Source organism: Pseudoalteromonas sp. EB27, from assembly GCF_001974875.1.
Taxonomy (GTDB): Bacteria; Pseudomonadota; Gammaproteobacteria; order Enterobacterales; family Alteromonadaceae; genus Pseudoalteromonas.
In genome coordinates this window covers 282,146-301,622 of record NZ_MTQD01000001.1, presented here as the reverse complement: position 1 = coordinate 301,622, position 19,477 = coordinate 282,146, and the positions used below count along the sequence as shown (strand labels likewise).

The 19,477-nt window shown below is 39.0% G+C and carries 20 protein-coding genes; 10 read left to right on the top strand and 10 right to left on the bottom strand.

Annotated elements, in window-relative coordinates; translation table 11 throughout:
- The first annotated feature begins 127 nt into the window (after positions 1-127).
- Positions 128-1,648, top strand: a complete 1,521-nt coding sequence (locus tag BW142_RS01305) for a leucyl aminopeptidase family protein (protein ID WP_076923634.1) — start codon at positions 128-130, stop codon at positions 1,646-1,648.
- 71 nt (positions 1,649-1,719) lie between these two features.
- On the opposite strand, the gene BW142_RS01300 is transcribed toward BW142_RS01305, so the two are convergent.
- Both BW142_RS01300 and BW142_RS01295 read right to left on the bottom strand, forming a co-directional pair.
- The gene (locus BW142_RS01300) at positions 1,720-3,357 is read right to left on the bottom strand and encodes a methyl-accepting chemotaxis protein (RefSeq protein WP_076923633.1); all 1,638 of its coding nucleotides are present in this window, start codon (positions 3,355-3,357) and stop codon (positions 1,720-1,722) included.
- A 142-nt stretch (positions 3,358-3,499) separates the two neighbouring features.
- Positions 3,500-5,725 carry a S9 family peptidase gene (locus tag BW142_RS01295; RefSeq protein WP_076923632.1) on the bottom strand — a complete coding sequence of 742 codons (2,226 nt, stop codon included), beginning with the start codon at positions 5,723-5,725 and terminating at the stop codon, positions 3,500-3,502.
- 111 nt (positions 5,726-5,836) lie between these two features.
- On the opposite strand from BW142_RS01295, the gene BW142_RS01290 reads away from it, so the two are divergent.
- Positions 5,837-6,241 (top strand): HIT domain-containing protein, encoded by a 405-nt coding sequence (locus BW142_RS01290; protein ID WP_024598664.1) that lies wholly within the window; start codon positions 5,837-5,839, stop codon positions 6,239-6,241.
- A gap of 41 nt (positions 6,242-6,282) precedes the next feature.
- Here the strand turns inward: BW142_RS01290 and BW142_RS01285 are convergent, their stop codons facing one another.
- Positions 6,283-7,983 (bottom strand): Zn-dependent hydrolase, encoded by a 1,701-nt coding sequence (locus BW142_RS01285; protein ID WP_076923631.1) that lies wholly within the window; start codon positions 7,981-7,983, stop codon positions 6,283-6,285.
- A 296-nt stretch (positions 7,984-8,279) separates the two neighbouring features.
- On the opposite strand from BW142_RS01285, the gene BW142_RS01280 reads away from it, so the two are divergent.
- A complete protein-coding gene (locus BW142_RS01280) occupies positions 8,280-9,119 on the top strand; it encodes an HDOD domain-containing protein (protein WP_024590070.1) in 840 nt (279 codons plus the stop codon).
- A 55-nt stretch (positions 9,120-9,174) separates the two neighbouring features.
- Here the strand turns inward: BW142_RS01280 and BW142_RS01275 are convergent, their stop codons facing one another.
- Positions 9,175-10,857: an amidohydrolase gene (locus tag BW142_RS01275; protein ID WP_076923630.1), complete on the bottom strand. Its 1,683-nt coding sequence runs from the start codon at positions 10,855-10,857 to the stop codon at positions 9,175-9,177.
- A gap of 171 nt (positions 10,858-11,028) precedes the next feature.
- Here BW142_RS01275 and BW142_RS01270 point away from each other — a divergent pair, with 171 nt between their 5' ends.
- Positions 11,029-11,550 carry an energy transducer TonB gene (locus tag BW142_RS01270; RefSeq protein ID WP_076923629.1) on the top strand — a complete coding sequence of 174 codons (522 nt, stop codon included), beginning with the start codon at positions 11,029-11,031 and terminating at the stop codon, positions 11,548-11,550.
- A gap of 180 nt (positions 11,551-11,730) precedes the next feature.
- Positions 11,731-12,183, top strand: coding sequence for an energy transducer TonB (locus BW142_RS01265; protein ID WP_076923628.1), 453 nt, complete (start codon positions 11,731-11,733; stop codon positions 12,181-12,183).
- 57 nt (positions 12,184-12,240) lie between these two features.
- Here BW142_RS01265 and BW142_RS01260 read toward each other — a convergent pair whose 3' ends face one another.
- From BW142_RS01260 to BW142_RS01245, 4 genes are all read right to left on the bottom strand, one after another.
- The gene (locus BW142_RS01260; RefSeq protein ID WP_076923627.1) at positions 12,241-12,477 is read right to left on the bottom strand and encodes a calcium-binding protein; all 237 of its coding nucleotides are present in this window, start codon (positions 12,475-12,477) and stop codon (positions 12,241-12,243) included.
- 9 nt (positions 12,478-12,486) lie between these two features.
- Positions 12,487-12,723, bottom strand: coding sequence for a calcium dependent protein (locus BW142_RS01255; protein ID WP_024598658.1), 237 nt, complete (start codon positions 12,721-12,723; stop codon positions 12,487-12,489).
- Positions 12,724-12,909: 186 nt separating this feature from the next.
- Positions 12,910-13,137 carry a hypothetical protein gene (locus BW142_RS01250; protein ID WP_007581559.1) on the bottom strand — a complete coding sequence of 76 codons (228 nt, stop codon included), beginning with the start codon at positions 13,135-13,137 and terminating at the stop codon, positions 12,910-12,912.
- 24 nt (positions 13,138-13,161) lie between these two features.
- Positions 13,162-13,395, bottom strand: a complete 234-nt coding sequence (locus BW142_RS01245; protein WP_024598657.1) for an EF-hand domain-containing protein — start codon at positions 13,393-13,395, stop codon at positions 13,162-13,164.
- 330 nt (positions 13,396-13,725) lie between these two features.
- Between BW142_RS01245 and BW142_RS01240 the strand changes: the two genes are divergently transcribed.
- The 4 genes from BW142_RS01240 to BW142_RS01225 are packed head-to-tail and all read left to right on the top strand — an operon-like array spanning position 13,726 to position 17,591.
- On the top strand, positions 13,726-15,183 hold the full coding sequence (locus BW142_RS01240) for a HAMP domain-containing sensor histidine kinase (protein ID WP_076923626.1): 1,458 nt from the start codon (positions 13,726-13,728) through the stop codon (positions 15,181-15,183).
- Position 15,184: 1 nt separating this feature from the next.
- Entirely contained in the window at positions 15,185-15,730 is a 546-nt protein-coding gene (locus tag BW142_RS01235; RefSeq protein ID WP_024598655.1) for a hypothetical protein, read from the top strand.
- 2 nt (positions 15,731-15,732) lie between these two features.
- A complete protein-coding gene (locus tag BW142_RS01230) occupies positions 15,733-17,082 on the top strand; it encodes a sigma 54-interacting transcriptional regulator (RefSeq protein WP_076923625.1) in 1,350 nt (449 codons plus the stop codon).
- A gap of 8 nt (positions 17,083-17,090) precedes the next feature.
- Complete coding sequence (locus tag BW142_RS01225) at positions 17,091-17,591, top strand: DUF1543 domain-containing protein (RefSeq protein ID WP_076923624.1); 501 nt, start codon at positions 17,091-17,093, stop codon at positions 17,589-17,591.
- Between the two features lie 18 nt (positions 17,592-17,609).
- On the opposite strand, the gene BW142_RS01220 is transcribed toward BW142_RS01225, so the two are convergent.
- Positions 17,610-17,837, bottom strand: a complete 228-nt coding sequence (locus BW142_RS01220; RefSeq protein ID WP_024598652.1) for a hypothetical protein — start codon at positions 17,835-17,837, stop codon at positions 17,610-17,612.
- Between the two features lie 132 nt (positions 17,838-17,969).
- Between BW142_RS01220 and BW142_RS01215 the strand changes: the two genes are divergently transcribed.
- Entirely contained in the window at positions 17,970-19,223 is a 1,254-nt protein-coding gene (locus BW142_RS01215) for a multifunctional CCA addition/repair protein (RefSeq protein WP_024598651.1), read from the top strand.
- A 2-nt stretch (positions 19,224-19,225) separates the two neighbouring features.
- On the opposite strand, the gene BW142_RS20680 is transcribed toward BW142_RS01215, so the two are convergent.
- Positions 19,226-19,390, bottom strand: coding sequence for a hypothetical protein (locus tag BW142_RS20680; protein ID WP_007581574.1), 165 nt, complete (start codon positions 19,388-19,390; stop codon positions 19,226-19,228).
- Positions 19,391-19,477: the final 87 nt, after the last annotated feature.

Genomic DNA, 19,477 nt, shown 5'->3' with positions numbered 1-19,477 from the left:
TGTAAAGCCTGTAACTCCAAGTTGCCATTTATTGACAAGTTGTGTAATTAGCTCATCGCACCTAGCTGGTCTTCAATATTTAAATCGACGATAATAGAGGCCTATGTTTTCTAACAGGACTTTATTTATGGCATACCCTCAAGCGGTTAGTGCGAGCCTTGAATGCACATCACATGATGCGCTTATTATTATTAGTGATGACTTTTCTTTATTACCAAATAACTCATTACGTGATGCTATTTTAGACCAAGCAAACGTTGATTCTCGCATCGGTAAACAAGTTACTTTATTAGTAATTGAAAACAAGCGCGTTGTACTTGCGCCTACTGGTCCGTTAAATAGAGATTACGATGATGTTCGCCGTTATTTTGATGCTGCTAAATTAGCAATTAACGAAGCAAAAGCGTCGGGTAGTGTTAATCCTGCATTATTTTTACCAAATTTAAATGGCGACAGCCGTTATCAGCACGCTTTAGAAGTTTCTTATTTAGGCGCTTGCCAAGCCTTATGGCAGCCATTAGAAGCGCGTGAATATCACGGTGAAAGTATTGAACCTATTACTCAAATTGGTTTAGTTGGCGCAAGCGAGCAAACAATCAAAGCTGTTAATGCAATTGCAGCTGGCCAATATGCCGCGCGTGATTTATGTGGCACTGAACCTGAGCGTATGGCTCCACCACGTTTTGCTGATTACTGCGTTGACTTATTTAAAGGCTCAAACATTGCGGTTGACGTAATTGATGATATTGCAGCTATTGATAAAAACTACCCAATGCTAAGTACAGTTGCGCGTGCATCGTATGCAGTTGAGCGCCATCACCCACGTGTGGTTAAGCTTGAATATGTACCAGAGGGCGAAATTACTCGCACACTTATGTTTGTAGGTAAGGGTCTTGTGTACGATACAGGCGGTGCAGATTTAAAAGTAGGCGGCCATATGGCAGGCATGAGTCGTGATAAAGGCGGCGCAGCTTCTGTTGCGGGCTTTATGAAAGCTGTTGCGGATTATCAGCCTAAAGGCGTTAAAGTAGTATCGTACTTAGCCGTTGTTCGTAACTCTATTGGCTCGGATTGTTTTGTGCCAGATGAAATTATTACTAGTCGAGAAGGTATCCGTGTACGCATTGGTAATACCGATGCAGAAGGGCGCTTAGCAATGGGTGACCTGCTTAGCGAAATGAAAGATTTAGCTAAAACTGAGGTCAATCCAACGTTATTTACTGTAGCCACATTAACGGGTCACGCGGCACGTGCGATGGGTCCTTACGGTGCGTATGTTGAAAATGGCCCTGCTCGTAGCGCAGGTGTTTCACGTCAAATAGCTGATCTTGGAGATTTGTGGGCTGATGGTGCAGAAGTATCGCGTTCACGTCGCGAAGATTACGACTTTATTAAACCACGCACGCTAGCTGACGATGTTTTATCTAGCAATAACGCGGCATCGGCTGTTACAGCTCGTGGTCATCAGTTCCCAATGGCCTTTATGGCTATTGTTGGTGGGCTTGATAAGCACGGTAACGATTCAGTTCAGCCACTACCTTATGTTCATATGGATATTGCTGGTAGCGGTGTTGAAGGCGGTGATTGGCAGCATGGCAAGCCAACGGCTGCATCAGTAACGAGCTTGTTTGCACGTTACTGTTTGTAAGCTAAAAGTTTATATGTGATAAAAAAGCCCTGTTAATTCAGGGCTTTTGCATTTTATGACAATGCTATCGATTAATCTAATTTAAAACGATTAACTACGCTCGAAAGCTCTTGGCTACTTTGTTTAAGGTTATCACTAGCATTGGTAAGCTGTTTAGTATTATTGAGTGACTGCTCAGTTGATTGAGATAGCTCATTAATACGTAAATTAACTTCATCAGCAGCTTGAGTTTGTTGCTCTGTAGCACGTGCTATTTGACTGTTCATTTCGGTAATAATTGAAACAAGTCGTTCTATTTCATTAAGCGAAGTATTGGCTGATGACGCCTGTGCTACGGTAGAAACCGAAAGTGCTTGGCTTGATTTAACTGCTTCTACTGCTGCTTTTGCACCTTCTTGTAGTTTAGTGATCATGGTTTGAATTTCGTCGGTACTTTGCCCTGTACGGCTTGCAAGTGTGCGAACTTCATCAGCAACAACCGCAAAACCTCTTCCGTGTTCACCTGCGCGAGCAGCTTCAATGGCAGCGTTCAATGCCAGTAAATTTGTTTGCTCAGATATACTTCTTATTACATCAAGTACAGAGCCTATATTGTGGCTTTCGTTGGCTAAATCTTCTGTTACACGGCTGACTGTTTCTATGTTGCTTGAGAGTGTTTCTATGGCTGTAATTGTTTGAGCAACTACGTTTTTACCTGTTGATGCATTTTGTGCTGCGTCTTTAGCTGCTTGCTCTGCGGCTTCGGCGTTACGGCTTACATCATGTATTTGGTGAGTCATTTGCTCCATGGCAGCTGCAACTTGGGTTGAGCTATCGTTTTGGAGCTCAATAAATGAGTGGCTTGTTTTACTTGATTCATCAACTGTATGCGCATGCTCGCTTACGTCGTTTGCGCTTTGAGATACATGGGCAAGTGACTCTCGCATTTTTAAAGCAAATAAATTAAACGAACGTGATAGTTCAGATATTTCATCATTTCCAGATTCACTCAATTTGCGGGTCAAATCACCTTCGCCTTGTGAAATATCTTTCATCATATCGGCCGCTAAACGAGTAGGTATTAAAATGCTCTTGCCTATAAAGTAACTAAGTAAAATAACAGCAATAATCATAATTGTAGCACTGATAACTATAAGATTACGCTGCTCGCTAAATGCTGCGTCAATTGAGTCTAGATAAACACCTGAACCAATAATCCATTGCCATTGACTGAAACCTTTAACAAATGCGATTTTTTCAACTGGTTTTTCTTTACCAGGTTTTGGCCATTTATAAGGAATAAACCCCTCGCCAGAACGTTTAACTATATTCACCATATCAACAAATAATGCTTTGCCATCGGGGTCTTTATTATTAGTTAAATCTTTTCCCTCAAGCGCAGGTTTTATAGGATGCATAACCATTGTGGGCTGATAGTTGTTAATCCAAAAGTAATTGGTTTTGTCGTAGCGCATTGCTCTTATTGCATTAAGTGCTTGCGATTGAGCTTGTTGTTGAGTAAGTGAATTACTTTGCTCAAGGTCATAAAAGTGCTCGATTATACTGTAAGCAGTTTCTACTACGTTTTGTGTTTTTAGATACTGCTCGTTTTTAAGAGAGCTATATTGGTGAGTTAAGCTGGCTATACTAAGCGCTATAAGCCCAAACACCACAATTGCTATAAGTAGCGAGAAACGTTGGAATATACTGAAACTACGTAGACTAGGCATACATTTATCCTCAAAAAGTGTGCGCTTTAGCGCATAGGATAAGCGTAGCTAAAAAGAGAGTTTAATCTAGGTCCGACGAGTAATAATGCAAAAAAAAGGCTGATTTATCAATCAGCCTTTATCTATTTTTAAAATAGTTTAATTATTTAACATCAAAATGACGATTAAAAAAGTTTGTAATTGTTTGATGTAAGTGTGTTTGCACCTGTTTACCACGTAGGCTGTGCTTAGAGCCTGGGTAGGTCATCATTTCAAACTGTTTTTCGTTATCTTGTAGTTGCTTAAATAATTTAGTTGAATGCGTAAACAACACGTTGTCATCAGCCATTCCATGATAAATCATTAATGGACCTTTTAAGCCATCTGCGTAGGGGAATACTGCGCTGTCCTCATAGCCTTTAGCATTGGTATCAGGATGACCTAAATAGCGCTCAGTGTAATGGGTATCGTATAGAGCCCAATCGGTTACTGGAGCACCCGATACGCCCGCTTGAAAGTAATCGCCCGCTTTAAACATAGTCATAAGTGCCATGTAGCCACCGTAGCTGTGGCCATAAACACCAATACGCTGTGGATCTACGTAATCAAGTGTACGTAAAAACTCTACGCCTTTAATTTGATCGGCAACTTCTACTACACCTAAGTGTTTATAAATTGCATCTTCAAACTTTTTACCACGGTTGTACGAACCACGATTATCGAGTTGAAAAATTACGTAACCTTGTTGCGCCATGTACTGAAAGTACAAGTTTTTACTGCGCCAGCTATTCGTTACTCGCTGAGCATGCGGGCCGCCGTATACGTTAACAATAACAGGATGCTTTTTACCATCGGTTACGTTACTTGGCTTAAATAAACGGTAGTGCATAACTTGACCATCTTCAGCTTTGATTATGCCGTATTCTGGTTTTGTTAAATCGCTTAAATAAGGGGTAAGCGGGTGATTACTATCTAGCTTATTTTCTTCAAGCCATGTAATAAATTCGCCGTTTACTTTGCGAAGCGCTGCTGAGTTTGGTTTATTATCAGATGAGCTATTATCGATAAAGGTTTTGTTGTCTTTTGCTAGCACAACATTATGGTACTGACCTTTTTCGGTGATACGTTTGGCATCGCCTTTTTTAAATAAAGGCGCGCTGTATAAATGGCTTTCAAGAGGAGTGTCTTTACGACCAGCAAAGTAAATAATGCCTTTTTTCTCATCAATGCCTTTTAAGCTATCAACAGCCCAATCGCCAGAAGTAATTTGACGAACAAGTTGACCGTTTGTGCGATACAGATATAAATGTTTAAAACCGTCGCGCTCAGATGCCCACACAAAATGCTTTTTGTCTTTTAAAAACTCAAGATCAAAATGTAAGTTAATCCACGTTTCGCTGTTTTCGGTTAATGCTACTTTTTGAGCTTTAGTTTCGCTGTTATAAAAACGCAGTTCTAATTTATGTTGTGAGCGATTTTGCCATTGGTACGACAGTGTATTGCCGTCTTTTAGCCATTTAGCACGCGCGATATAAATGTCTTCATCTTTACCTAAATCAATCCAATCTACTTTTTGGTCGTTTAGTTTAACCACACCGAGTTGAATTTTAACATTGTCGGTACCTGTAAACGGGTAGCGCTGGTTAAATAACTTAACTTCATCAGCGTAAATTTCGTTACGGATAGCTTCTTTTACTGGAGTTTCGTCAACGCGGGTATAGGCAATTTTAGTTTCATCCCCTGACCACCAGTAACCCGTCATGCGGCTCATCTCTTCTTGAGCAACAAACTCAGCCATACCATTTTTAATTACGCCACCGCCATCTTTACTAAGCTGAATTTCTTTTCCTGAATCAAGCTCTAAAGCATAAAGATTTTGTTCACGAATAAATGATACATAATTACCTTTAGGTGAAAAGCGTGCATCGGTTTCAAATGTTTCAGTATCGGTTAGCTTTTTACTTTTACCTGAGGCTAAATCGTAATAGTAAAGGTCGCCGTTAAGTGGGAATAAAAGTGCTTTACCGTCTTTCGACCATTTGTACTCAAGTATGCCTTTACCAAAAATACGTTGGCGTTCGCGGCGGGCTTTTTCTTCATCTGATAGGTTTTCTGGGCCTGAAAATAATTTTGCCGAATCAACTAGCACACGATTGGTGTTATCTTTTAAATTATATTCCCATAAATCGTAGCGGTTGTAGTCATCGCTTTTACCTTGCAGGTAAGTTACACGGCTGCCGTCAGGCGAAAATTTAAGTTGTACAGGTGATTTACCTGAAAGGCTCGGATCGTCAAAAATACGCTCCAACGATAAAGGTTTTGCTTGAACACTAATAGCGCCAACCATTAATGGTAGGGCTAGTGAGAGGTGTTTTATTTTTTTTAGCACAAGGTTGCCTTAGCTTATTATAAATATTGCTTTGATGGTAAAGCCAAGCGTGTGCAACTGCAACTAAATGCTATAAAGTGGCGATTATTAAAGACAAAGTAGGATATAACAATGACGAACCCTAAATTTGAACTTGCGCCAGAGCTTAAGCGCGACTGTATAGAACTGGCAGATTGGCCGCTGTGTAAAGTACTTTTATTAAACGATAGTCAGTATCCGTGGTTTGTATTAGTACCAAGGCAGGCTGACTTAAGAGAGGTAATTGATTTATCTGAGAGTGATCAAATTGTGTATTTAAAAGAGTCAGCCAAGCTAAGTAAATTATTAATGGATGTGTTTAGCCCTGATAAGTTAAACATAGCTGCTTTGGGTAATATGGTGCCGCAATTACATATTCACCATATTGCACGCTTTACGAGTGATGCAGCTTGGCCTGCGCCAATTTGGGGTAAGCACCCAGCAGTGCCGTATACAGATGTACAAATTACAGAGATAAAAAAAGCGCTGCAGTTTTAAGCTGCAACGCTTATTTAGGGTTTAGCTAAGTTTGACTAAACTTATTTAAGCCCTAGTACTTCTTTACCTTGTTTAAACGTTACATCTACAGGGATATTTGCTTTACTTAGTTTTTCTAAGTCTTTAGCTAGTTCTTCTTTAATATCGCCATGCGTTGCGATTAGTTGATCTACTTTTTCGTAGTCGCCATCACCTTGTAAGGTTAAAATTAGACGAGAAAGCTTGGCCATTGCAATGCTCATCTTTTCCATGTTTACGCGGTATAAACCCTCGTCATTTTTAGAAAATGCGCCTTCTTGTGCAAAAAAGTTAAAACGAATCATGTTAGCTTTACCGTGTGCGCTTGATGCACCAAAGCGAACTGAGCGGAATATACCGGCCATAAACGTTGTGTAATAATCCTCAAGGGTACCTTCAGTAATTTCGCCTTTATTAAGTAACTGTTCAACCATATAGAGACCTAAAATATCGGCTTTACCTTCTTCAAGTGCACTTGCGTGTTCTTGTAGTGATTGGCGAACAGTACCTTTACCCGTAAGTGTATTTTTAATACCTAAGCCATGCGCCACTTCATGAAACATAGTATTGGCAAAAAATGCGTTAAAGGTAATGTGTTTACGCTGCTCAGGTACAATTAATTGTTCTGAAATTGGCACTAAAATTTTATCAAACTTGGCTCGCATCGCATTTTTAAGTTGCAGACGACGAGTCCCTTTTTCTAGTTGCACTTGCTCATCGTTTGGTAAGTTAATTGCAATTGTTTTACTACCCGCGTTTGAATGCCCAGCGTAATAAACAACATCATATGCATTTAGGTCTGCGTCAGAACCCGGTACTTCTTGTTTGTACTTAGCATCAACAGGTAAGTCTTTTTGAAGCTCAGGTAAAAAAGCTGCAAATTTAGCTAAACGCTCGCTCCATTTTAAATCTTTAATTAGTACGTAAGATTCATACGCTGCGCGGTAACCAAATAATTGATCTTCATAAGTTTCAATTGGGCCAATAACCACATCTACAGGGTTGTTTTTCATATCCATCCACGCAAAATCAGACACTTGAAAATCATCTTTTTGTAGGGCATCAGCACGTAGATTTAGGTAATTAGCGAATTCTTTATCGTCAGCAAGTTTACTTGCTTCACGTAAAAGGTCAGCGGCTTTTGCAAGCTCAACAGCGTATTCTTTAGAGTAAGGTACGCTATAAAGTTTGCCTTGCTCATCACGCTTGATTACAGAGTAAAGCCCTGTTTTGTCTTCAACGTCTGCATTATTTAACTCTTCTTTAGTTATGTCGGCAGGGTAAAACTGTGCACCAAGAGGTTTTTCTTTATAGCTAGATAAAAATGCTTCATCGCCATTTAAGCGATCCCATGGACCGTAGTTAATATCGGCAAATTTACGGACTTTTTCATCATTGAGTTTTGCTAAAAACGCATCTCTATTCTCACCAAAAGATTGCTTCCAAAATAACTCGTCCATTATTTTTGAAGCATCAATAAGCTTAGACACCATCGCTTTTTGGTTATCACTCAAATGCGAAAGGTCAGCCTCTAGGCTAAAGTCGGTATAAATATCTAAACGTTGTTTATCTGTATTAATAAGCTCAGGGCCTGATTGTGCACTGCTTTTTTGAGCAAGCTCTACGGCTGTATTGTCGGTAGAAGACGGTGCTTGTTCAGAACATGCACTAAGAAAAACGACACCTGAGAGCATAATTGCTTGGCTAATTTTATTTAAGATCATTATATTGCCTGTTAAAAAAGTAAGTTTAATAACTTGTACTGCTTAGTTAAATAACTAAATATGTACAAACGCTTCCTTATCGTGAGTGCATTAAAGCAAAACTAAATAGTAAATAGCAAGTATTTGGCGTTGTAAGGCAAGCATGAGCGGTAAAGCATTATAAATAAAAATAAACTTCTATAATTTCCTTAACTTTATCGGTAAGTTAGACAATACTAATTATATTACTAATACGAAAATTAACTGCCTGAGTTTGCAGTTAATTTACAGGCTGAACACAAAAGGACGGCAGCTTTATGTCTACAGAAAACGCTTTATTAACGATTCTAGTCGATAGAATAAATAACGATACTTTGGTTTTACCAACGCTACCTGAAGTAGCGATTAAGGTTCGACAAGCTGCAGATAACCCTGATGTGAACTTAATGCAAATGTCAGATGTAATCTCACAAGACCCAGCGCTTTCAGCTCGTATGATAAAAGTAGCTAATAGTGCGATTATGGGACGTTCTGTAAAAGTATCTAATTTACAACAAGCGGTGACTCGTATTGGGTTGCGCCAAATTAAAAATATTGCAACGGCTATGGCCATGGAGCAATTATTTGTATCAAACAATGAGCTGATTAAAGGCTACATGGGTAAGGCTTGGCAAAAAACATTAACCGTTGCTAGCCATTCAATAACACTCATGGAGTTTTACTTAAAAAACAATAAACACACTTCATTAAATCGTGATTCAATTACATTAGCTGCACTTGTTTATAATATTGGTGTATTACCAATTTTAACTGAAGCTGAGCGCCACCCTGAAGTGTTTGCTAATCCAAGCTTTTTAGCTCACGCAATTCAAAAACTGAGTGGAAAAATTGGCTCATCCATCATGCAAGCGTGGGAGTTTCCTAAAGAGTTTGTTGATGTAGCTCTAAGCTGGGCAGATCCAAGTTACAAACCTGATAAAGTTAGTTACGTAGACTTTATTCGAGTAGGCGCTATTTTAGAGGGAACATTACAGGTTTCTGATAAGTCAGCAGCGCTGCAAACATATATAGATAAAGGTGTAATACCGTCAATGCAATTATTCACAAGTGATGAATACAACGATATGCTAAAAGATGTGAAAAACATGTTTAGCTAAACATGTTTTATCATAGCAAACAAAAAGGGTTAACTTGCGTTAACCCTTTTTGGTTTTATTTATCGATAGTATTTTCTGTTTTGGTTTTTTCGTACCGTTTTATTCCCGCTACCCATGTTTGCAGGACGTTTGTTTTGTATATCTCGTCAACAGGCACCTTAAAGTAGTCTTTATCAATTAAAATAAAGTCGGCCCATTTACCTTTTTCTAAACTGCCCACCTTAAATTCTTGATGAGCCGCATAGGCGCCACCGAGCGTAAATGCACGTAATGCATCTTCGCGGCTTAGTACTTCACTTGCGCGCCAGCCGTTTTCAGGTAGTTTGTTATGATCCATGCGTGTAATGGCTGAATACAAACCATCAAATGGATTTGCAAGCTCTACAGGGTAATCAGACCCTGCTGCAACAACCGATCCTTGCTTTAAAAATGTTTGCCAAGCGTAGGCTCCGCTTAATTGTTTTTCAGTTAAGCGTTGCTCTGCCATATGCATATCAGAAGTGGCATGTACTGGCTGCATTGAAGGGATTATTTTTAACGCTTTAAAGCGAGGGATATCCTCAGGCGTTACAATTTGTGCGTGCTCTATTCGATTACGTAGCAATATACCGCCCGTTTTTTTAAACACATTTTGATAGGCATCAAGTACTACTTTATTTGCTTTATCGCCAATGGCGTGGGTATTTGCGCTAAAGCCGCTTTTAAAGCTTTGTGTAAAGAGCGCTTCGAGTTTTTCTTGTGTTTCAAGCATTAAACCATGGTGGCCAGATCGGTCTGCGTATTCTTCAATCAGAGCAGCTCCGCGAGAGCCAAGTGCGCCATCTGCGTAAACTTTAACACTGCGAATTTCCATAAAGTCATTTTTGTCGTGGTATCGGCCTGCCTTTAACATTGTATCTAAATCAGGGCTTGCACCACTTAACATTGCCACAATACGTAGCGGTAAATTACCAAGGTCGCCGCGCTCTTTGTAAACCTCCCATGTGGCTTTATCAATACCTGCATCGTGAGTAGAGGTAATGCCTAAACTTAATAAATGCTTACCTGCTGCATCTAGTGAGTCACTTATATCTTGCTTTGAAGGGGCTGGCATATGCTGGGTAATTAGCGATTCTGCTTTATCTACAAAAATACCTGTAGGATTACCAAATTCGTCTTTAATTATTTCACCGCCTTCGGGCGCTTTTGTTTGGGCGTTAATCCCAGCAAGTTCGAGCGCTTTTGAATTAACCCAAATGGCGTGACTATCAACCCGCGAAAGAACCACAGGTCGATCGCTCACTACTTTGTCTAAATCTTTAGCCGTAGGAAAGCGTGTATCAGCCCAAAGCTCTTGGTTCCAACCTCTCCCTATAATCCAACCTTGTTTGTTATCGGCAAATACTTTTAGTTTATTTGTTACTTCATCTACCGATTTTGCGCCGCGTACGTCAAGTTGCGATAAATTATCTCCTAGGCCAATAACGTGCCCATGAGCATCAATTAAGCCAGGTAATAAGGTATTACCGTGCGCGTCAATTAGCTTGGCATCTGGGTAGCTATCTTTAAGTGTTTCGCTACCGAGCTTAACTACCTTGCCATTTTTAATAACGAGGGTAGAAAACTGCTGTACTTCACCTTTGTATAAAGGGGTATAACCATTGGCGTTATAAATTACTTTTGTTTGTGCGAGAGTGTAACTAGAACTAGCGCAAAGGCTGGCTAGTATGAGTGGTTTGATTATTTTTTTGAGTGGCATAGTTACTTAATTTTTATTGTTAATTTACTTACATTAACAAACTTGATTTTATAATACCAATGAATTGATAGACCTCATTTTAAGGCTTTTCTCTATATTAACTGTTTACAAAATAGGTAATTGATGTGATTGTTTAGTATGCAAAAAATCAATAAAGCATAAGGAAACGCTATGAAAGCCCTCTATTTATTACTCCCATTAACTTCATTACTTGCGGCATGTGGATCGACACCTACTGCAGATAAAAGTGTAGAAAAGCTAAACCATACTGATGTATCAAATGCTGAAATACGCGATTATATAGATTTATCAAGTGTTGAGCTGCGCGACAGGGTGAAAGACTATTGGAATATTTCCACAAGAACAGAACCACGATATCCAATAGCTGCTGCAAAAAAAGGTCTTGCTGGTTGTGTAGAACTCATGACTATTATTAATTCTGAGGGTAAGGCGCAAGGATATAAAGTAACTTCTTCATACCCTAAGGGGTTATTTGATGAAGCCGCAGCGCAATCTTTAAATACATGGGCCTGGCTACCTACTAACGTAAATGTAGCTAAACAACCTGTACTTACTCATATCAGAATTGATTTCATGATTGATTCAATACCAGTAGGTAAAAAATATTTAAAAAATTGTCCGGCTGGCGAAACATTTCAAGTAACAGGTAAAATTAAAAAAACCTCCTACTGATGAAACATTTCAAGTAACGGGAAAGATTATAAGGTTTGAACAAAGTACTTATTTACCTCACTCTAAAGTTACTTTAAGTGTGTGTAACGTTTTAGATCGAACCTTTATAAAATCTGATGGGTATGAGTTTAATACGGATATTACAAATAACTAAATAAGCATCAAGAATAAGGAAATACTGTGAAAGCTCTCTATTTATTACTCCCGTTGAGCATGATGCTAACAGCCTGTGGCTCAACGTCTGATCAACAAGTAAACGATGAAATGCCGAGTTTTATTGATTTATCGAGTCCTGAACTGCGAAGTAAGGCAGGTGAATACTGGGATGTTGCTAAAAGAGTAGAGCCGCGATATCCGATAGAAGCTGCTAAGAAAAGTATTTCAGGTTGTGTTGAGCTTGCTATGTTAATTAATTCACAAGGTGAAGCCCAAGGGTATAAGGTTATTGCATCCTACCCTGAGGGTGTGTTTGATAATAATGCAGCTGCTGCTGTGGGTTTATGGCGCTGGAAAGCGACAACTGAAAATACGAGTAAGCAACCTATTCTAACTTATCTCAAAATGGATTTTATGGTGAGCCCAAAACCTACTGATGCAGAGTATTTGGCGCATTGCTCTAAAAATAAAGCCTGAACGTAATTAATAGATATAAATATAATAAGCTAGGTGCTTGTTTACCTAGCTATAAAACTACTTACTTGCATATAAGCCATATTCATTTAGTGCTAACTTGCCATCTTTATCACTATCGTAGCTTGAGAACCGTGACCACAAAGCCGGATCTAAAGCGGTTTCTGAACGTGATAAGAAACCATCTTTGTTCTTATCTAGCTTTTTAAATTGCTTTGCAATATCGTTACTTGCGGCAAAACTAAATGTGCTAAAAATACTAAACGCCAGCAGCGTTATATAGCTAATACTTTTCATACAAATCACTTAGTAAAGGTTGTTAGTTAGATAACTTTTAAATTCGACTAGCGAAATTTGGTTATCTTGGTTTTTGTCCCATTTTACAAAGGTGTTTAAAAGTTGTGGCTGGGGATCAAGTTCGTCGTGTGTTAAATAGCCACTTTTGTCGCTATCTAGGTGATCAAAGCGTTGCTTTACATCAAGTGCCGCGGCATCAAAACTTAATAGCATTAAAATGCTTATAACAAGGGGAAGTATCTTCATGGTGTTCCTTCCAAAAGATGTATTAAAAGTTCGTGACTAAAACAAAGTAAAAAGGAAAAAGCACTTGCCGTAATTTAACTCCCAACATTAAATCCTTTTACACACTCCCTCAGGGATTATGGCAAATGCTTTTAAGCTCAGTTTACCTGTAACAAGCTTAAGTAAACCTTAATCAGTAATTACTGATTAAGGTTTAAAGCTTTCAAATTCTTTTTTTGAGACTTTTTCATCACCGTCTTCATCTAAGTCGGCAAATTGTCTCATTACTTCCTTGTCTTCCTTTGCTTCTACAATTGATATTTGTCCATCCATATCTTTATCTAAATGAGCAAAGCGCACGTTTGTTGGGGATGCAATTACAGTGGCACTAATTGCTAAAAACATTAATGAAAAAGCGGCTATAAGTTGTTTCATAATCACGTTCCTTATTAAATGAGTTTATTGAATAAATTTTTTGAATTCATCTAGCGACAATTGCCCATCTTGATTGGTATCAATTTGAGAAAAATTCTCATGTAAAACGGCATCTTCACCTGCTTCGGCTTCACTTAATGTACCGTTACTGTCTTTATCAAGCTCGTTAAAAGTCGCGTGAACGTCCATTGCGTGTGCGTTAGCGCCTAAAAAGCCTAAAGCTAGTAATGATGAAACTACTAAAATGCGTTTGTTCATAATTATTTCCTTATTGATTAAAGTTAGTAACAGCATTACAAAAATGATGCCAATAATAATTATTATTAATTTTCAAATGCTTAGCGTTTTAACTTGAGGAGAGTGAGAATTTTTTACGGGGTTTATTGTAATTTTTGTATGTCTTTTGCAACACTATGTAGCGAGATTAAAGAGATGTTTTTAAAATCAATGGCTTACGCTGTCTCTATTTGGCGACACATTGTTTTTGTAGCACTGGCTGTTAATCGTATTAAATATAATTGCTGGTTCAGCTAGTGTATAAGGTAAGCACTTAATAATAGAACGCTTAATTTAAAAGGACTAAACGAAATGCCAGCAACCATAGCTAAAAAATACCAAGCAATGCTTAACTGGCGGCCTAATTTAATCGGGCAATTTGCAATGAGTATGCTGCTTTCGTTGCTCCCGCTTTCTATAGTGGTGATTGTATTTTTAAATGCGCTTAACAAGCAATTAGCTATCACTCAAAGTATTGTGAGTAACAATTACCAAGTTACTAAATCGTTTAATACTCTAAAACAAGAACTCAACAGTCTTGAGCGGGCCACTAGGCAAAACTGGGTATTAAAAAGTGAATCGCTCGACAAACTCATCGTTGATAAATGGCAATCATCCCTGCAAAGCATTGATGAGCTTAAATTTGTAAACATGAATAAAGATTATACCCACCAATGGCAACGCTTATATACCACCTTACAAACCGCGCATGTTGAATTGGTTGAGCAAAAACAACAACAAGCTGAGTTGTTTGTCCCAGTGAGCGATTTAGTCGCTGAACTTACTTTATGGTTACGTGATAAAAACGAAGCGCAAATTACCAATAACCAAAATGAGCTGACAAGCTTGCAAGCCTCATTTATAAACTGGCTGGTGGCACTTATTCCACTTACTTTAATTGTAGGTGGTGGTTTTTTATGGCGCATAAGTGGGCGACTAAAAGGGTTAACCACGGTTATTGATAAGCTAGGACAGGGACATTGGCAGCAAAAAATATCTGTTAAGGGGTCAGCTGAGCTAGTTGAGCTAGGAGAGAAGCTTCAGTGGGTGCAAGAGCAACTACATATGCTTGAGCAGCAAAAAGATACTTTTTTACGCCATGTTACCCATGAGCTAAAAACGCCGTTAGCTTCAATGGTCGAAGGTACTGACTTACTAACTGATGAAATAGTAGGCCCAATTACAGGTGAGCAAAAAGCGGTACTTGAGCTTATTAGCCAATCTATGGTGCGCCTTCGCACAATGATTGACAGTTTATTGAGTTATAATGCGATTCGTACCAGTAAAGACAGTCTAAGCGAAGTTGAATTTAGCCTCCTTATTAATAAAATAAATAGCCATTTTGAGCATCGCTTAAGTGCGCGTGAGCAGGCTCTGCAATGGAAAAATGACTTACCAAATAAACCGCTTGCTTTACCTAGTGAGCTTATTGAGATGATTTTAATTCAGCTTATCTCAAATGGCTTAAAATTTTCAGAAGATAAGCAAAGCGTTACTATTAATTTAGCGCTTGAGCAAAATCAACTTTGTATCGCTGTGCTCGATAGAGGGTGCGGTATTAAAGAGCAAGAAAAAACTCAAATTTTCAGCGCATTTTATCAAGGTAAACACAGTAAAAATGTTACGCTGCAAGGCAGTGGGCTGGGCTTAACTATTGTAAAAGAGTCTGTTGAACAGCTAAGAGGTACACTTACTGTTGAACATAATGAGCCACATGGTTGCCGGTTTTCAATTAAAATTCCCATAACAAAAAATCTAGGAGTTAATTAACATGCGCTTGCGTTTAATCGCTATTTTATGTGTGCTCAGTAGCAGCATGGTTATATCTGGTTGTGAAATTAATAATGGGCAAGAAGAGCGTGTGTCAATTACACCAGCACCTGTGGTCGATACTAAAATAAAAAACGACAAAAACAGCAAACCAAGCCCAAAACCCAGACCAAAAATAGAACCTAGCTACCCTCCAGCAGAGCAAGTTATTGCATGGCACGCTAATCAGTGTGGCGGATTTAAATTGGTGCCAAAAAAAGATATTTTTACAGGCGAAAACGATCTTAAACGCTTTTTTAAATTTATGTGCTTAAACATAAATGATGATCCAAATACAGTAATGACTAAGTTGCTAAAACTCGATCTTGCTTACTTTTGGCCAGATGATATAAAGCAATATTTATGGCTTCAAAAGCAACAAGTGACTATGCAAATAAATGCTAAAAAAGAGCAACAAGCACTTAACAATAAAATGCAAGAAACCCTCTCATCTTTAGCAACAATTGAGCAGCAGCTTTTACTACGAGAAGAAACTAAGGAGCAGTAACTATGGCAGCAACTAAAGTGCAAGGTGCAAAAGTATTACTCGTTGACGACGACGCTAGCTTATTAAAACTGCTCGCTATTCGTATCGAATCAAAAGGGTACGAAGTAACGACCTGTGAAAGCGGCTTAACCGCACTACAAATACTTAAAAGCCAAGTGTTTGACGCCGTAATAACCGACTTGCGTATGGATGAAATGGATGGCATGGCGCTGCATCGTCAGTTGCAAAGCCGCTACCCTGCATTACCTGTCATTATGATGACAGCGCACGGTTCAATTCCTGATGCAGTAGAGGCAACTAAGCAGGGCATTTTTGCATTTATAACTAAACCTGTAGATAAAGATGAGCTATTTGACAGCCTTGCTAAAGCGATAGAAATTCACGGTGTTAACGCTGATGAAGCAGCCCCAAAAAGTAATATAGTTACGCGTAGCGGCACAATGCTTCACTTGCTTGAGCAAGTAAAACTACTTGGGCCAACACAAGTTAATGTATTGATTTCGGGGGCTAGTGGTACAGGTAAAGAGCTACTCGCACAGGCGATTCATCAACATAGCCATGTAAGTAACGGACCTTTTGTTGCAATTAACTGCGGCGCTGTACCAGGGGAGCTTTTAGAGTCCGAATTATTTGGTCATAAAAAAGGCTCTTTTACAGGCGCAATTAAAGATCACCAAGGGTTGTTTCAACAAGCTGAGGGCGGCACGTTATTTTTAGACGAAATAGGCGATATGCCGCTTAACTTGCAGGTTAAGTTACTGCGCGTATTACAAGAAAAAACAATTCGCCCGGTGGGTTTTCAAGAAGAAATAGCAATTGATGTACGTATTGTATCGGCAACACATAAAAATCTTCCTGAAGCTATTTTAAGCCAGCAATTTAGAGAAGATTTATACTATCGCTTAAACGTAGTTAATTTAAAATTACCGCCACTGTGTGAGCGCCGCGAAGATATAAGCTTATTAGCACAGCATTTTAGTGCAAGCATTGCTAAGCGCATGAAGCAAACTGAAAAACACTTTGCAAGCGATGCGATGCATGCGCTTGTGCGTTACGACTGGCCAGGTAATATCCGCCAACTACAAAACGTAGTAGAGCAGGTTGTAGCATTAACGCCAAGCGATGTTATTTCAGAGCACTTAGTGTTAGCAGCGCTAAATAGTAACGAAACAAATGTAGAACCATTATCACTAAACGACGCTAAAAAAGAGTTTGAGCGCGACTATGTAATTAACACTTTAAAAATGGCAGGTGGTAACGTAGCCGAAGGCGCTAAGCTTGCTAAACGTAACCGCTCAGATTTTTATAAGTTGATTAAAAAGCATAATATTGATGTTGATAATTTAGGTTAAGGAAAAGCATGCAGTTATTTATGGTTTATTTAGGTGGCCGGATTCGAGGTTGCCACATTGAAATGCATGATATTCGTTTTGTTGTAGGGGAGAATATAGAGCAAACCTACTCAAAGTTAAAAAGCCAGTGGGTAGGCGACAGAAGTAGTGTTCACATGGATAGTTACATGGCAATTAATCATATTGATGGCTTTAAAGTAGAAGTAGTCGATAGCTATGTGGAGCAAAATAAACAACTCTATTTTGTAAATTTAGGCGCTTACAGAAGTGATTCTATGGCTGAGCAACACGACTTTGCGTTGTATGTTGCAAGTAGTAGCCATGAAGCTAAAGAGCGTGCTAAAAACGATTTACTTGCAGGCCTTAGCCATATTCATAAAGATGATTTACATGACGTAGACGATTGCTTTGCCATTGATTTACTCGATAGCCAGCTAAACATTAAACTCACGCCCAGCGGTATATCGCAGCCGATAAAGCCAGACTGGTTTGGCTACCACGTACTTTAAATTAGCCAAAAAGCAGGATTAAGAGTCCTGCTCGTTTTGTTCATCCTTTTCGCTTTTAGCCGCCATTTTAAACGCCACAATAACCAATCCAAACATAGCAAACGGCAGTGCTGCTAACATGTATTCAACCATATTACTGTCTTGAAAATTTGCTTGTAGTAAAAAGTGACCCGCCACACACATTAAAATAACCATTAATAAAATGGGTAGTAACATAAGTTCTTTTTTTGATGAATGGTTTTTCATTAATTGTGAGGCTATAGCTGAAAATAATGCGCCATTGTAATGAGCTTACTTGAGCTTGGCAAACACCGCAGAATTTTTTAATTAATGTTATGATTAACATCAAACAATTTTATTAATGTTTATGGGAATAAAGTGAAAAGTAACTTAAAACAAGTTTACCTCGTTGGTGGGGCAGTTCGCGACAAGCTGCTAAATATAAAATCAAAAGATAACGATTATGTAGTGATTGGTGAAACGCCAGAAACAATGCAGTCGCTAGGTTTTGTACCAATAGGTAGCGATTTTCCGGTTTACTTACACCCAAAAACAAAAGAAGAATATGCACTAGGGCGCACGGAGCGTAAAAGTGGCAAAGGCTATACTGGCTTTGTGGTTGATGCCAGCCCAACTGTAACGCTAGAAGAAGATTTAGCAAGGCGTGATTTAACCATAAATTCAATGGCGCTTGATGAACACGGTAATATTATTGACCCGTTTAATGGCCAAACTGACTTACAAAATAAAACACTGCGCCACACCACTGAGGCATTTGTAGAAGACCCTGTTCGAGTACTGCGTATTGCCCGTTTTTTAGCGCGCTATGGCAGTGATTGGCGTATTCACCCAAGTACGTATGCACTAATGCGTGAGCTTAAAAATAAAGGTGAGCTAAATCATTTAGTACCAGAGCGCGTGTGGCTTGAAACCGAAAAAGCACTGGGTGAAAAGTACCCTGAGCTTTATTTTGAAGCACTGCAAGGCTTAGGTATTTTTCCAGAGCTTGAGCGCATGGTTAATGTACCGCAACCAGCAAACCATCATCCTGAAGGGGATGTATTTGTACATACTATGCTGGTACTTAGGCGTGCTGCCGATTTAAATTTTAACTTGGAAGCACGTTTTGCTGCACTAACCCATGATTTTGGAAAAGCGCTTAGTTTTAAAAAGTATGGAAACCTACGTGGGCACGAACGCGAAGGTGTTGCAGTTATTGAGGCGTTTTGTGAGCGCTTAAAAGTGCCTAATCGTTTTCGCGATGTTGGTGTACTCACCAGTGATAATCATACCCTTTGCCACACGATTGATCAGTTAAGGCCGCAAACTATTCACAAGCTAATAGTGACTAACTTAAATGCGTTGGTACACCCAGAACGTTTTATAGCGTTTACCCAAGCATGCCAATGCGATGCACAAGGGCGTGGTGAAACACTGGTAGATAAGCCATATCCGCAAGCAGCTAAGCTGCGAGCAATTCATACTGAACTGCAAAAAATGGATAAGAAGCAAGTAGTGCAAAATGCACTTAAAAATGGCAAAAAAGGCCCTGAAATAGGCGAAGAAGTAAAACTTGCAGAAATAAACTGCATTAAAGCATTTTTAGAACATGAGAAATCCCAAGCGCAATAAAATTAGACTAAATAGTGCGATACGCCTTGGTTTTTAGTCGCGTCGTGCTTTCTTAGTTCTTTGTAGTTTGTACTTTTAGGTTTTACATTTTCAGACTCCGGTTTTTTAGAGGGCCTGTATAAGTCAAAAATAAAGTCTAGTTCTTCACGCTCTAGTGATGGTTTCATGAGTATTCCTTCAATTTAATACTTTAATATGATGTAGGGTATGGTCATTCGACTGAATTAAAAGTGAATAGTTACATTTGAAGTTGT